Origin of the sequence: Nonomuraea sp. NPDC050556 (genome assembly GCF_044457355.1) — a bacterium.
In the GTDB taxonomy this organism is placed as follows: Bacteria; Actinomycetota; Actinomycetes; order Streptosporangiales; family Streptosporangiaceae; genus Nonomuraea.
In genome coordinates, this window is record NZ_JBITGU010000004.1 from 658,681 (window position 1) to 672,222 (window position 13,542).

9 protein-coding genes, 1 tRNA gene and 1 pseudogene are annotated in these 13,542 nt (G+C 70.0%); 6 read left to right on the forward strand and 5 right to left on the reverse strand.

Features of this window, described 5'->3' with window-relative positions; all coding sequences use genetic code 11:
• Positions 1-10 precede the first annotated feature (10 nt).
• The 4 genes from ACIBG8_RS40105 (at position 11) to ACIBG8_RS40120 (ending at position 6,410) form a co-directional block, all read left to right on the forward strand.
• Positions 11-2,086 carry a hypothetical protein gene (locus ACIBG8_RS40105; RefSeq protein ID WP_397348450.1) on the forward strand — a complete coding sequence of 692 codons (2,076 nt, stop codon included), beginning with the start codon at positions 11-13 and terminating at the stop codon, positions 2,084-2,086.
• Between the two features lie 142 nt (positions 2,087-2,228).
• Positions 2,229-3,524 (forward strand): NAD(P)/FAD-dependent oxidoreductase, encoded by a 1,296-nt coding sequence (locus tag ACIBG8_RS40110; protein ID WP_397348451.1) that lies wholly within the window; start codon positions 2,229-2,231, stop codon positions 3,522-3,524.
• The gene (locus ACIBG8_RS40115) at positions 3,521-4,693 is read left to right on the forward strand and encodes a cytochrome bc complex cytochrome b subunit (protein ID WP_397348452.1); all 1,173 of its coding nucleotides are present in this window, start codon (positions 3,521-3,523) and stop codon (positions 4,691-4,693) included. The genes ACIBG8_RS40110 and ACIBG8_RS40115 overlap by 4 nt, the downstream gene beginning before the upstream one ends.
• Positions 4,686-6,410: an FAD-dependent oxidoreductase gene (locus tag ACIBG8_RS40120; protein ID WP_397348453.1), complete on the forward strand. Its 1,725-nt coding sequence runs from the start codon at positions 4,686-4,688 to the stop codon at positions 6,408-6,410. The genes ACIBG8_RS40115 and ACIBG8_RS40120 overlap by 8 nt, the downstream gene beginning before the upstream one ends.
• A 255-nt stretch (positions 6,411-6,665) precedes the next feature.
• Here the strand turns inward: ACIBG8_RS40120 and ACIBG8_RS40125 are convergent.
• The 4 genes and pseudogenes from ACIBG8_RS40125 to ACIBG8_RS40140 all read right to left on the reverse strand — a co-directional run.
• Positions 6,666-9,146, reverse strand: a pseudogene (locus ACIBG8_RS40125) (BTAD domain-containing putative transcriptional regulator); the annotation flags it as partial.
• A 208-nt stretch (positions 9,147-9,354) separates the two neighbouring features.
• A tRNA-Lys gene (locus ACIBG8_RS40130) sits at positions 9,355-9,428 on the reverse strand.
• Between the two features lie 45 nt (positions 9,429-9,473).
• Entirely contained in the window at positions 9,474-10,397 is a 924-nt protein-coding gene (locus tag ACIBG8_RS40135; protein ID WP_397348454.1) for a nucleoside hydrolase, read from the reverse strand.
• Between the two features lie 840 nt (positions 10,398-11,237).
• Positions 11,238-11,627 (reverse strand): OsmC family protein, encoded by a 390-nt coding sequence (locus ACIBG8_RS40140; RefSeq protein ID WP_397348455.1) that lies wholly within the window; start codon positions 11,625-11,627, stop codon positions 11,238-11,240.
• 72 nt (positions 11,628-11,699) lie between these two features.
• Between ACIBG8_RS40140 and ACIBG8_RS40145 the strand changes: the two genes are divergently transcribed.
• Together ACIBG8_RS40145 and ACIBG8_RS40150 are read left to right on the forward strand one after the other, a co-directional pair.
• Positions 11,700-12,371 (forward strand): hypothetical protein, encoded by a 672-nt coding sequence (locus tag ACIBG8_RS40145; protein ID WP_397348456.1) that lies wholly within the window; start codon positions 11,700-11,702, stop codon positions 12,369-12,371.
• A gap of 59 nt (positions 12,372-12,430) precedes the next feature.
• Positions 12,431-13,198: an FAD:protein FMN transferase gene (locus ACIBG8_RS40150; protein WP_397348457.1), complete on the forward strand. Its 768-nt coding sequence runs from the start codon at positions 12,431-12,433 to the stop codon at positions 13,196-13,198.
• 5 nt (positions 13,199-13,203) lie between these two features.
• Here the strand turns inward: ACIBG8_RS40150 and ACIBG8_RS40155 are convergent, their stop codons facing one another.
• The gene (locus ACIBG8_RS40155; RefSeq protein WP_397348458.1) at positions 13,204-13,479 is read right to left on the reverse strand and encodes a hypothetical protein; all 276 of its coding nucleotides are present in this window, start codon (positions 13,477-13,479) and stop codon (positions 13,204-13,206) included.
• Positions 13,480-13,542: the final 63 nt, after the last annotated feature.

A 13,542-nucleotide genomic window follows, 5' to 3' on the forward strand; every position in this document is an offset into this window, starting at 1 on the left:
AGACAGAGCCATGAGCCACACCTCGACCACAGCGCACAAGCAGACCTCCAAGAAGTCGCCCAAGAAGAACAAGCCGACCACGCCCGACGCCATGGAGGTCGTGCCCTCCGGCGAGGCCCCCACCCCGCTCGCCCTCGACGAGATGCTCGACGTCGAACGCCAGATGCCCCCGGCGTCGATGACCATCACCAAGCGCGCCAAGACCCCGTCCGAGATGGAGATGGAGGCGGAGGACACGTTCGTCTCTCCTGACCCCCTGAACTACGGCACCACGAGCACCATGCTCTCGCTGATGGACCCGCCGGCCTTCGCCCAGGTCACGCAGCAGAACCCCGGGCTGGTCAAGACGGTCACCAAAGGGAACGCCGACTACCTCAAGATCGCGGGCGGGTTGACCGTCGCCTCCACCCCGGAGGAGATCCTCATGGCGGCCTGGGCCCACCCCGACGCCGGCGACCCGCAGCTCTGGGCCGAGATCGGCAAGAAGCTGGCGATCATGCCGGGAACGTGGTCGGAGATCCTCGGCAGGACCGCCCACGTGGGCGCCAAGTTCGCCGACACCAAACTACGCAAGTCCATCCGTACCTTCTGCAGGGAGTTCGGACTGAACTTCGCCGACTACGAGAACGCGCTGACCAGTGAGGGCTACACCCTGCTCGGTCCCGGGTGGACCGCCGTCGACGAACCCGGGCCGACGGTCGCCCTCGGCTCCCCGGCGGATGCCGTCAGAAACCTCGTGGTCAAGCAGCTCGAAAAGAGGCACGAAGCGGCCAAGGGCGGGAAACTGACGCCTGACGAGATCGGCGTGCGGGAGATGGAGGACGATCCCGACCAACGCGCCCTGGACCGTCTGGCCTGGGTGCTGGCCAACCTCAAGGTGTCACGCGAATGCGTGGCCGTGGCCAAACTCCAGTCGGCGGAGCTCCGCCTGTTCGCCAACGTCCCCGACAAGGAGATGGAGGCCGACTTCCAGTCGATGCTGACCGCGGCGACGGAGGGCGTCGACGAGGCGGAGGAGCTGACGAAGTCCCTCTTCGACCAGCTCACCGACCGGAAGAACCGCACGGGCGACGACCTGAAGGAGATCAACCTCAGAGACGCCGAGCGGCGGCTGCGCAAGACGCTCACCTTCCTTCAGGAGCTGAGCGGCCAGTGGCAGAGAATGCGGGTGATCGCGCACACCACCCAGTTCTCCGGCGCCGGCGCCAAGGAAAGGAAGGTCCACGCCGAGACGCAGGTGGGAGCGACGGCCATCCGCAAACACAACCTCGATACCCGGAAGGCCTCGAATGTCACCCTCAAGACGCCAGCGAAGAAGCTCACGGATCCTCCAGGGCTGGGCGACGTCAAAGCGGCCATCGTCGACCTGATGGATACGACGGACGGCGCAGAACTGAACGGGCGGCTCCAGCAGACGGAGATCTCGATCGGCATCTCCAAGCTCTGCTGCTTCTACTGCTGGCTGATGCTCGGCGCGCTCGCCAAGACCAAGGACATGGTGCTGAACATCTCGGCGACCCACTTCAGAACCTACGCCTGGCCGGTGCCCACGTCGCTGACAACGAAGGACATCCTCGCCGCCTTCCTGGGGCTCAGCGACGTCGACGAGGACGATCTGACCCCTGACCAGGCGACGTTGCTCCATTACCTGGACACCGACAAGGGGCGGGAGGCGGCGATCTCCGCGATCAAGTCAACCCAGCTCGGCAAGAAGGGACTGCAGCGGACGGAGTATCCGTCCAGCGACGAGGAGGGCGAGACGGCGCCCGATGAGTACACGCTGTCGGTCGACCCGCCGCCGGACCAGGTGGCGGCGAGGGCGCTGGTCCGCGGCAAGGCCGTGAAGGCGACCGGCACGGCGCCGCTCCCGGCCAAGTCCAAGATCCAGGGGAAGCCCACGGGCGTGACCAAGACCGCGAAGAAGAAGAAGAAGCAGAAGGAGCAGGCGACGAAGGTCGCGCAGAACGTTGTCGGCCAGCACCACGTCCTCCGCAAGGACCGCGCCACCCAGAAGGCGGAGACGACCGCGAAGAACCTCGCGGTCGTCAGGAAGGAAACCAGGTCCACGAGCGAGGACGACGACTGACGAGGTCGCCCGCGCGGATGGTCTGCCCGCCGCACTCGATGGCGTCGGGCAGAGTCCACGATGCCGTCCTCATCGCGAACGCATAGCGAACGCATCAACCCGGCCCGCCAAGCTGCTCGCGTACTGAGAGTTTGGAGAGGCCATGACGCCACGAGTCGTCATCATCGGCGCCGGGTTCGCTGGATACAACGCCGCGCGGGTGCTCACCCGCAAGCATGGGCGGCAGGTGGACGTAACCATCGTGAACCCCACCGATTTCATGCTTTATCAGCCATTGCTGCCCGATGTTGCCGCGGGCATCGTCGATCCGCGGCACGCGGCCGTGTCCCTCGCCGCGACGCTTCCCCGCGCCCGGCTGCTCCCCGGCGTCGCGACGGCCGTCGAGATCGACCGGCGGGCGGTCCACTACACCGACCCGGACGGCAGGGCCCGGCAGGTCTCCTACGACCGGCTGGTCATCGGCGTCGGGGCGGTGAACAAGGTGCTGCCCATCGAGGGGAGCGCCGACTACAGCCACGGACTGAAGGGCATCCCCGAGGCGCTGTATCTCCGCGACCACATCATCAGGCAGGTTGAGCTGGCGGCCGTGGCCGAGACCGAGGAGGAACGGCGGGCGCGGCTGACGTTCGTCGTGGTGGGCGCGGGGTACACGGGCACGGAGACGGCGGCCGTGGGCCAGCTGTTCACCCGGTCCATCACCCGCAGGCACCCGCACCTGAAGGCGCGGTGGATCCTGGTGCAGTACGCCGGTCACCTCCTCCCCGAGCTGGGCCCCTACCTGCAGCGGGCCGCCGAGCGGACCCTGCGCGAGCGCGGCGTCGAGCTGCGGCTGAACACCTCCGTCGCCAAGGAGGAGGCCGAGGGGGTCCTGCTGACGGACGGCGAGTTCGTCGCCGCCCGCACGGTCGTCTGGACGACCGGCGTGCGCCCCGACCCCGTCGTCGAGTCGTTCGGCCTGCCCACGACGCACGGCCGGATCAGGACCGACGAGTACCTGGCCGTCGACGGGCACCCGGAGATCTACGCGGCGGGCGACGTCGCCGCCGTGCCCGACCTGCTGAACCCGGGCGAGCCGACCCCGATGACCGGCCAGCACGCCGAACGCCAGGGAGCCGTGGCCGGGCGTAACGTCGCGGCGTCGCTGGGGCTTCGTACGGCCAAGCCGTACAAGCATCATCCTCTGGGCTTCCTGGTGGACCTGGGCGGGGCGAAGGCCACGGCCGACCCGCTGGGGATCCCGATGTCCGGCGTGCTCGCGAAGGTGGTCACCCGCGCCTACCACCTGTACGCCATGCCGGGAAACAGGGTCAGGGTCGCGGTGGACTGGGCGCTCGACGCGCTGTTGCCTAGGCAGGTGGTGCGGCTCGGGCTGGTGAGCGAGGACGCCGTGCCCCTGGACAGCGCCGATCCCGAGCTTCCCCGGCGGGCGGGGCGATGAGAGCTCGGCACACCCGCCTCCTGGCCGAGGTCGCGGTCTACTCCCTGGTGGTCCTCATCCTCACCGGGGTGTTCCTCCTGTTCCACTTCGACCCCGACATGACCCAGGTCGTCTACAACGGCAGCTACACCCCGCTGCGCGACGTGCCCGCCAGCAAGGCGTTCGCCTCCACACTGGCGGTCAGCCTGGAGGTGCGCGGCGGTCTGCTCGTCCGGCAGCTCCACCACTGGGCCACCCTGGTGTTCGTCGCGGCGATCTGCCTGTACCTGCTCGGGCTGTTCTTCACCGGGGTGTTCCGTCGCACCTGGGTGATCTGGATCGGCCTGCTCACGCTGAGCATGGCGGCGGGCGTGACCGGGAGCATCCTGCCCGACGACATGCTGTCGGGCGGCAGCCTGGGGCTGATCCAGGGCGTCACCCAGTCGATCCCGCTCGTCGGCACCTTCCTGACGGGGCTGATGTTCGGCGACGGCGTGCCCGGCGATCGGATCATCCCGGTCTTCTACTGGCTGCACGTGCTCCTGCTGCCCGCCGTCATGGTCGGCATGCTGGCGGTCGGGCGGCGATCGTTCACGAGGCACCGCTACTCGCCGGCGCTGTTCTTCGCCACCTGCGGCGTGCTGGCGCTGCTGGCCACGGTCGCGCAGATCAACCCGATCTGGTTGTACGGGCCGTACCGGCCTGGCGTGATCAGCTCCGGCGCGGTACCCGGGTGGTACATGGGGTTCCTGGACGGCGCCCTGCGGATCATGCCCGCGTGGGAGCCGGTCGTCGGCGGCCACCCGGTCAGCCTGTCCATCCTCATCCCCGCCCTGGTCGTGCCCGGCGCGTTCTTCACCGTGCTCGCGGCGTACCCGCTGCTCGACCGCAGGATCTCCCGCGCGGCCAGGAACGCCGTCGGTGCGGCGGGCATGACCTTCTACGTCGTCCTGTGGGCCGCGGCGTCCAACGACCAGCTCGCCTACTACTTCCACCTGTCCCTTTTCGCGGTCACCTGGTTCTTCCGCGTCGCCGTCTTCGTGGCCCCCGCCGTGGCCTTCGAGGTCACCCGGCGCCTGTGCCTCGCCCTGCGGCAGCAGGAGCGCGAGGAGGCCGAGCACGGGGTCGAGACCGGCAGCGTCAGCCGTACGCCCGAGGGCGAGTACATCGAGGAGCACACCTATGCATGACATCCGCATCCACGCGGTGAACGTCCTGGTCATCGGCGCAGGCGGGGCCGGGCTGCGAGCGGCGATCGCCGCGTCGGAGGCCGGCTGCGAGGTGCTCGTGGTCGGCAAGCGCGCCAGGAACGACGCCCACACCGTGCTCGCCGCCGGAGGCATCAACGCCGTGCTCGGCACCCGCGACCCCGAGGACACCTGGCAGCAGCACTTCGCCGACACCTACAAGGAGGGGTACGGCCTCGGCGATCCCGAGATGATCGAGATCCTGGTGCGCGAGGCGCCGAGGGCCGTCACGGAACTGGCTGACTGGGGCGCGCCCTTCGTCCGGCTTCCCGACGGGCGCCTGGACCAGCGCTACTTCGGCGCGCACACCTACCGGCGCACCTGCTTCGCCGGCGACTGGACCGGGCGGGCCATGCTCCAGACGCTGGCGCGCAGGAGCGAGGGCATCCCGCTGCGCGAGCGCTTCTACGTCACCAGCCTGCTGGTGTCCGACGGGGTCTGCTTCGGCGCCTTCGGCTTCGACCTGGACACGGGCGAGCGGACCGCGATCTACGCCGACGCGGTCGTGCTGGCCACCGGCGGGCACACCCGGCTGTGGCGGCGCAGTTCCTCCCGCCGCGACGAGAACACCGGCGACGGGATGAGCCTGGCCCTGCGCGCCGGATGCACGCTGGCCGACATGGAGCTGGTGCAGTTCCACCCGACCGGCATGCTCACCCCCGAGGAGGCTGCGGGCACGCTCGTCACCGAGGCGGTGCGCGGGGAGGGCGGGCGGCTGTTCAACGCCCTGGGCGAGCGGTTCATGGCGAACTACGACCGGGAACGGATGGAGCTGTCCACCCGGGACCGGGTCGCGCTGGCGTGCTACACCGAGATCGCGGCAGGCCGAGGCGGCCCCCACGGAGGGATTTTCCTGGATATTTCACACTTGGATAAGGCGCTGATCCTGGAACGGCTGCCGCGCATGTACCGGCAGTTCCTGGAGTACCAGCTCCTCGACATCTCCAGGACCCCGATGGAGGTCGCGCCCACGGCCCACTACTCCATGGGCGGCGTGGTCGTCGACCCGTCGAGTACGGCCACCGGTGTGGCGGGCCTGTTCGCCGCCGGTGAGGTGACAGCCGGGGTGCACGGGGCCAACAGGCTCGGCGGCAACTCGCTGGCCGAGACCGCCGTGTTCGGCCGTCGCGCCGGCGAGTCGGCCGCGGCCCACGCCAGGGCGTCGGAGTCCGCCGCCCGTCCGCGCGCCGTCGTGGCCCGCGCCGGCGAGGAGGTCGCCGAGCTGATCAGGAGCGGCGCCGAGTTCGTCCGTCCGATGCAGCGCGACCTGCGCGACCTCATGTGGGAGCGCTGCGGCGTGGTCCGGGACGAGGACGGGTTGAAGCACGCCCTGATCGGCATCGAGGAGCTGACCGCCCGGGTGCGTGAGGCCGATGTGGCGCCCACGTCAGAGGGGTACGACGACCTGGCCCACGTGCTCGACCTGCGCGGGTCACTGCTCGTCGCCGAGGCGACCGTGCGCGGCGCGCTCGCCCGCAGGGAGACCAGGGGCGCTCACAACCGCAGCGACCATCCCGCGCTCGACCCGGCCCTCACCCTGCAGATCACCGTGTCCGTGGACGGGCTCGCCACGCGGCCCGCACCTCCCCTCGCCCCCGAGCTCGCCAGGATCGTCGAAATGACGCCGGACCACGAGGTCGACGGCCGTCTGCTCGAGTAGGAGCGCCTGCATCTCCCCGGCCCGCGCAGCGTGCTCCCCTGCCAGGTCCGCGTTCCCCAGGCCGCGATACGCACGCGCGAGCCCGTCGTGGGCCTGGGCCACCTCCGTGCGGAGGGCCAGCTTCGTGGACAGGTCCAGAGCCGCGCCGAAGTGGTCCACGGCGCCGCCGTAGTCGGCTATGGACAGCGCCAGCAGTCCCAGCCCGTTGAGCGCCTCCGCTTCGTCGAAGCGGAGGCCACGCTCGCGCGACACGGTGAGGAACCGCGTGTGGTACTCCCGGGACTCCTCGAACCGTCCCGTCTCCCGGTACACCACGCCCAGGCAGTACAGGGAGGTGGCCTCGCCGCCCTGGTAACCGATCTTCCGGCACAGGGCGAGCGCGTTCAGGTAGTTCTCCTCGGCCTGCCGGAAATCGCGTCGTTTCAGGTCCAGCCGGCTGAGGCTGCACCAGATCGCCGCTTCGAGATTGCGGCACTCGAGGTCGCCGATCAGATCCAGCGCCCGCCGGAAGCGGGAGGAGGCCTGCGTGGTGTCGTCCTCGCGGCTGGCGACCAGACCGAGCAGGTAGTGCGCCCTGGCCATGCCGTACCGGTCGCCGCTCTCCTCGGACAGCCGCAGCGCGGTCCTGCAGTCGTCGCTCACCCGGTCGAACTGGCCTCGGCGGAACGTGAGCCAGTTGAGGTCGAGCAGGGCGTGCGCCTCGCCCGATCTGTCGGCGCGGCTCAGGCCGACCTCGCGAGCCCGGTCGCGCAGGGTGGTCGTGAGGTCGGACAGGTGCGCTGGGTCGACGAGGTACGGGTCCAGCGCGATGGCCAGGCGCCCCGAGTTCACCGGCCATTCGTAGTCGGCCGTGTAGATGGCGGCCGACACCAGGTTGCCGTGCTCCGCCTCCAGCCACGCCCGCGCCGACGCCTTGTCGGTGAACACGCGCTGCGCCGCGCCGGAGGAGTAGAGGAGGTCGACCGCCGCGCTCGCCGCGTAGAGGTAGTGCTCCAGCAGCCTGGCCATGGGCCCGTGCCTGTCCTCGTCCGCCGCCATGGCCCTGGCGTGGTCTCTGACCAGGTCGTGGAAGGTGTACCTGCCCGGCTGGTGCTGCTGCAGGATGTGCGAGTCCAGCAGCTCCTCCAGGATCGTCTCGGCGTCGTCGGACGGCAGGTCCGCCAGCGCCGCCGCCGCGTACCGGTCGACGTCCGTACCCGGGTGCAGGCCGAGCAGCCGGAACATGCGCTGCTGCTCGGGCGTGAGCTGCTGGTAGGACAGGGCGAAGGCGGCCGCGACGTCACGTTCGACCGTCGACAGCTCGGCCAGCCTGCGGCGCTGGCCCCACAGCCGCCCGGCGAGGTACCCGACCGTCCACCTCGGGCGGTGGCGCAGCCGCGCGGCGGCGATGCGCAGGGCGAGCGGCAGGAACCCGCACGACTGCAGGACGTCCATCACCGCCAGCGGCTCCGCCATCGCGCGGTCGCCGACGATCCGGGTGAACAGCGCCACCGAGTCGGCCACGGGAAGCACGTCGAGCGAGAGCGAGCGCACCCCGTCCAGATCGGTCAGCCGGCGGCGGCTGGTGATCAGGATCAGCCCGTCGGAGACTCCGGGCAGCAACGGACGCACCTGCTCGGCGCTCGCCGCGTTGTCCAGGATGACCAGCACCCTCCGGTCGGCGAGCTCGGCGCGCCAGCGGGCCGAGCGGTCGGCCAGCGTGTCCGGAATGGACCCCGCGGGCACGCCGAGCTGGCGCAGCAGGATCTCCAGCGCGGAGCCAGGTTCGAGCGGGGGCTGGCCGGCCGTGTGCGCGTGCAGGTCGACGAAGAGCTGGCCGCCCGGGTACCGCTCGGCGAGCCGGTAACCGGCGTGGATCGCGAGCGTCGTCTTGCCGATCCCGGCCATGCCGTCGATGACGGTCACCGGCGCGTCGCCGGCGATCGCCTCGATCTCGGTGGTCCGCCCGGCGAAGTCGGGCACGTCGTAGGGCAGGTAGCGAGGGCAGGAGGCGGACTGGTCGTCGCGGAGGATCTGCTCCTCCGCCGCCAGGAACACCCCGCCCGGGTCGAGTCCCTGCTCGTCGGCCAGCTTGGCGCGGTACGCCCTGGCAGCGGCGAGCGCGTCCGCCTGGCGGCCCGCGCGGTGGAGGGCGAGCATGAGATGGCACGTCAGCCGCTCGCGCAGCGGGTTGGCGGTGACCTGCCCCATGAGCCAGTCGACGATGGCGGCGTGGCGGCCGAGGGCGAGTTCGAACTCGGCGAGCCGCTCGACCGCGGACAGCCGCCGATCGTCCAGCCGGGCACGCAGGTCAGCCACGTAGTCGGCGGTGATGCCCGCCAGCGGCTCGCCCCGCCAGAGCTCCAGCGCGCGACGCAGGCGCAGGACCGCGCTGGCCTCGTCCTCCCGCTCGGCCTCGCGCACGGCGGTGTCGAACACCTCGAGGTCGAGCTGGCCTGGCTCTGGGGACATGACGTATCCGGCGGGCCGGGTGACCAGCAGCTCGCCCGCTCCCGCCTCGCGCAGGACGCGGCGGATCGCGGTGACCGCCGCGTGGACCTGCGAACGGGCGGTGTCCGGCGGGGCCTGGCCCCACATGGCGTCGATGATGCGCTCGTTGCTGAGCACCATGCCGGCGTTCACCAGGAGGTACGCGAGGACGGCACGTTGCCGCGGCCTGAGGTGCGGCACCTCACGCCCCGGAACCACCACCTCCACCGGCCCCAGAACCGTAAAGCGCAATCCCACCCAAATCACCCCGAAACGGGACTATATCTGGGACCGCCGGTCACCCCTGAGCGCCCCCTTCCAGGAGGACGCCGCTTCGCCTGCGGACGCCTGTACGACTCATCCAGCCAGACCACCCGCGTTCACACGCGGTGACACTTCGTTGATTCCGTCCCAGGAAAACACGAAAACGGCCTAGTTTCCTAGGCCGTTCGTGCAGGTCATCGACCTGTATCGGTGCGCCGCCAGGGACTCGAACCCCGGACCCGCTGATTAAGAGTCAGCTGCTCTAACCAACTGAGCTAGCGGCGCTTGCGACAGGCATAACTCTAGCAGCCCCCAACCACCTCTCGCACATCACCCGAGCCGCGCGCCCAGTCGCTTGTACGACGAGAGCATCAGGTCCCAGAAGCCACCCACGTCCAGGTCAGTGGCGACCTGCGCGCTTGGCGCCCGGTCGCGGAGGTTGAAGTCCACGACGGTCATTCCGGTTGTGTACCGGCCTGCCGTCTCCACGTTCACCACGGCGGGGACGGTCGTGAACAGCGACGGGTCAACGACGTACGCCACGGCGCACGCGTCGTGGATGGCCGGGCCGCTGGTCTCGGTGACCTGGGCGTACGACTGCGCGGCCGGGACCAGCAGGTCGGACAGGCGGCCGAGGCCCCACATGCGGTCCAAGAGGGCGGAGGTCATCCGGGCCTTGAGGGTGACGTCCAGGCCGATCATGGTGGGGACCCAGGCGGCGTCGAAGACGATCGCGGCGGCCTCTGGGTCGGTGATGATGTTGAACTCGGCGGCGGGGTTGTGGTTGCCGCGGGTGTAGGAGCCACCCATGATCACCAGGTCGTTCGCCCAGTCGACGATCCTGGGCTCTTTGCGTACGGCGAGCGCGACGTTGGTCAGCGGGCCGGTGGCGATCAGGGTGATCTCGCCGGGGGCGGCGCGGAGGGTGTCGACGATGAGATCGACGGCATGGCCGTCGGCGGCGGGTTTGGTGGCGGGCGGGAGTACGGCGGCGCCGAGACCGGTGGCGCCGTGCACGTGGGAGGCGCGGACGTTGTCGCGCATCAGGGCCACGGGGCTGCCTGGGGCTACGGGGACGTCGCCGAGGTCGAGGAACTCGCGGAGGGCAAGGGCGTTGGCGGTGGTGAGGGCGAGGTCCACGTTGCCACCGACGGTGGTGACGCCTACGAGGTCGAGCGTGGGGGAACCGGCGATCAGGGCGAGCGCCAGGGCATCGTCGATCCCGGGATCGCAGTCGAGGAGAACCTTTGTCATGAAAAGGCAGCCTATGAGCACCCACCCACCCCCCAAACCCACCCACCCCGGCCCGCCCGGGAACCCACCTCACACGCGCTCCCCTACGGAGCGCTCACCCCACAGGCGCTCCCCCACGGAGCGCCCACCCCACAGGCGCTCCCCCACGGAGCGCCCACCCCACAGGCGCTCCCCCACGGAGCGCCCACCCCACAGGCGCTCCCCCACGGAGCGCCCACCCCACGGGCGCTCCCCCACGGGGGGCTCACCTCACGGGGGGGCTCCCCACACGAGAGCCCCTCACGGAGGGCTCCCACACGAGAGCTCACCTCACGGGGGCTCGCGAAAGAGCAGGAGGCGCCCAAAGCGCAAGGGGTGGCGGGGCGAGGGCACGAAGGCGCTGGAGAAGGGGGTGCGGGAGAGACGCGAGGGGGTGGAGGCGGAGGCGAAGGTGGGCGGGAGTGTGACGGCCCAGGCGAGGTGGGTGGGGTGCGACGGCGGAGGCAAGGTGGGTGGGGTGTGACAGCGGGGATGAGGGTGGGTGGGGGTGAAGGCGGGTGGAGTGTGAGGGCGGGGGTGAAGACGGGTGAGGTGTGAGGGCGGGGGTGGAGGTGGGTGGGGACATGAATCGGGACCGGGCAGTTTCCCCCAAAACTGCCCGGCCCCGATCTACCGCGGTCCAGGCCAACCCTTTCCCCCAAAAGGGTCGGCGGTCCCGCTACAGCAGACGACGGTCCCCCTCCGCGTCCGCATCGGCAAAAGTCTGCAAGTCAGTCGCAGCACCCTTGACCTGCCTTAACGCTATAGAGCCGAATGCAACGGACGCGTCAAGCGAGGGATGATATGTCCCTAAATTCAGTCCTAGGGCAGCTCCAAGACCACCTTCGTCCCCTCCTGCAACGACGTACTCACCGTGCAGTACTTGTCGTGCACCCGATGCGCCACAGCCCGGAACACCTCGTCAGCCTCCGCGGAAGGCAGCTCCACGTCGTACGTGATCGTCACGTCCCCGAGCTTGTTCGGCTTGATCTTCTCCGCCGACACCGTCATCTCCAGCCGCACCAGCCGATGCCCACGCTGCGCGGTGAGCGGCTCCACGGTCACGATGTTGCACCCGCCCACCGCGGCCAGCAGCAGCTCCACCGGCGTGAAGACCCCCTCACCGGCGGAGTCGCCGATCTGCACCGACGCCCCCCGGTCGTTGGTCGCCACGAAGCCATCTTCCGTCCGCGAAACTCGCACGTTAGCCATAGCCAGGAACCTACCTGGAGTCTTCAGGCTTTACTCAGGTGGTTCTCATGTTCCGGACGCATCGTCGAAGACATGACGAAGAGCACATGGCCCGTCGTCTTCTGGGCGGGCGCAGCGGTAGGGCAGTTCGGGGCCATCCATCCCGAGTGGACCTATCCCTGGCGACCAACCGCGTACCTGGGCGTCGTGCTGCTCGTCGCGCTCGGACTGCTCGCCGTACGAGCAGGAAGCGACCTCACGATCGGGCCGGCGGTCAAAGTAGCGGGCTACGTGGCAGGAGCGCTGGTCGTGGCCCACCAGCTCGGCACGACCGCGCAGGTCACCTCGCTGAGCAGGACGGGCTCCATCCTGCTGTACGGCACGGCCCTCGTGATGGCCGTCTGGCGGCGCAGCACCAGGACCCCGGCGGGCGGCGGCCCCCTGCTGATCGCGCAGGGCATCGGCCCGCGCCGCCTGAAGACGCTGCTCGCGACCCTGCCGAACGACGCCATCGTGGTCTACCGCACCCAGGCCGACACCGGCGAGGTCAGGGACCCGAGGGTCACCCTGGTCGTCGGCGACGAGCACGACCCGTACGCCAAGGAGCAGGTCAGCGCGTCGGGCCTGCACCGCCTGGTCCCGGACATCGGCGACCGCCAGGTGCTGCTGGCCGGCCCGCGCCCGTTCAGGAAGTACGTCAGGGGCGCGCTCGCCAGGCTCGACGTCCCCAAGGAGCACGTCCTCAAGGCGCGGCAAAGGGCTTAGGTCGGCATTACACCCGTTATGGGACGGTGACATTCGGCCTTGAGAGAGGAAGCGACTCGATGACATTCCCCGGAAGCGCCCGCGTGGAGACGGTCATGGGCATGCCGGTCAGTGTGGACATCCGGACCGCCCTGCCGAGACGCGAGCTCGCGCCGCTGCTCGACGACGCCTTCTCCTGGCTGCGCTGGGTCGACGAGACCTTCAGCCCGGACAGGGACGACAGCCAGATCAGCCGGCTGAACAGGGGTCAGACCATCGAGCAGATCCCGGAGGTCGTCGAGGTCCTGCACCGCTGCCAGGACATGCGCGTGGCCACCGGCGGTTGGTACGACGAGCGCATCGGGGGCGTCGTCGACCCGACCGGCTACGTCAAGGGCTGGGCCGTCGAGCGCCTGTCCCGCGCGCTGACGAACGCGGGCGCCGTCGACCACCGCATCAACGCGGGCGGCGACATCAGGGTGCGCGGCTCAGCCGCCCCCGGCCGCCGCTGGCGGGTGGGCATCCGCGACCCGCACCTGGGCACGGTGTGCAAGGTGGTGTTCGCGCACGACCTGGCCATCGCCACGAGCGGCGGGGCGCGCATCGTCGACCCGCACACCGGCGAGGTCGAGGCGACGCTCGGCTCGGTGACGGTGATCGGCGCCGACCTCGGCATCGCCGACGCCTACGCCACGGCGCTCTACGCGATGGGCCCGGCCAGGGCCAAGCGCTTCGCGCCCGAGCTCCAGCCGTACCAGAGCATGATCATCAGCCGCGACGGGCGCGCGACGAGCACGCCCGGTTTCGCGGAGTACGGCGGAGCCGCAGAAGGACTGGTGGCCGTCTAGAAGGTCTAGGCGTCGGGATGCTTGACGAGGTAGTCGATGTAGACAGGACGCAGCGCCTCGCCGAGCTCGCCCTCGCCAGCCGACATGGCGTCGCTGAGCAGGGCGGACACCCGGCTGAGATCATTGGCGGTCTCACCACCGTGCCCGCTGGCCGCCTCCGCGGCGGGGATCACCTTGAGCAGGTCCCACAGGAACCCGAAATCTCCATGGCGTACGGCATAGCGCACCGCTCGGTCGTGCAACTCGCTGGCCGGCAACGTCTGCAAAGCCTCTGTGTCCATATCACTCCCTCCCCCTGCACCGCTCTTCCCCCCATCACGGCATGCATAACGCCAACGTCTGGC

What these genes read in the sequence shown, in the direction of transcription:
- ACIBG8_RS40150 (WP_397348457.1), top strand. Translation starts at nt 12,431, where the DNA reads ATGACATTCCCCGGAAGCGCCCGCGTGGAGACGGTCATGGGCATGCCG.
- ACIBG8_RS40110 (WP_397348451.1), top strand. Translation starts at nt 2,229, where the DNA reads ATGACGCCACGAGTCGTCATCATCGGCGCCGGGTTCGCTGGATACAAC.
- ACIBG8_RS40145 (WP_397348456.1), top strand. Translation starts at nt 11,700, where the DNA reads ATGACGAAGAGCACATGGCCCGTCGTCTTCTGGGCGGGCGCAGCGGTA.
- ACIBG8_RS40140 (WP_397348455.1), bottom strand. Translation starts at nt 11,627, where the DNA reads ATGGCTAACGTGCGAGTTTCGCGGACGGAAGATGGCTTCGTGGCGACC.
- ACIBG8_RS40135 (WP_397348454.1), bottom strand. Translation starts at nt 10,397, where the DNA reads ATGACAAAGGTTCTCCTCGACTGCGATCCCGGGATCGACGATGCCCTG.
- ACIBG8_RS40105 (WP_397348450.1), top strand. Translation starts at nt 11, where the DNA reads ATGAGCCACACCTCGACCACAGCGCACAAGCAGACCTCCAAGAAGTCG.
- ACIBG8_RS40120 (WP_397348453.1), top strand. Translation starts at nt 4,686, where the DNA reads ATGCATGACATCCGCATCCACGCGGTGAACGTCCTGGTCATCGGCGCA.
- ACIBG8_RS40155 (WP_397348458.1), bottom strand. Translation starts at nt 13,479, where the DNA reads ATGGACACAGAGGCTTTGCAGACGTTGCCGGCCAGCGAGTTGCACGAC.
- ACIBG8_RS40115 (WP_397348452.1), top strand. Translation starts at nt 3,521, where the DNA reads ATGAGAGCTCGGCACACCCGCCTCCTGGCCGAGGTCGCGGTCTACTCC.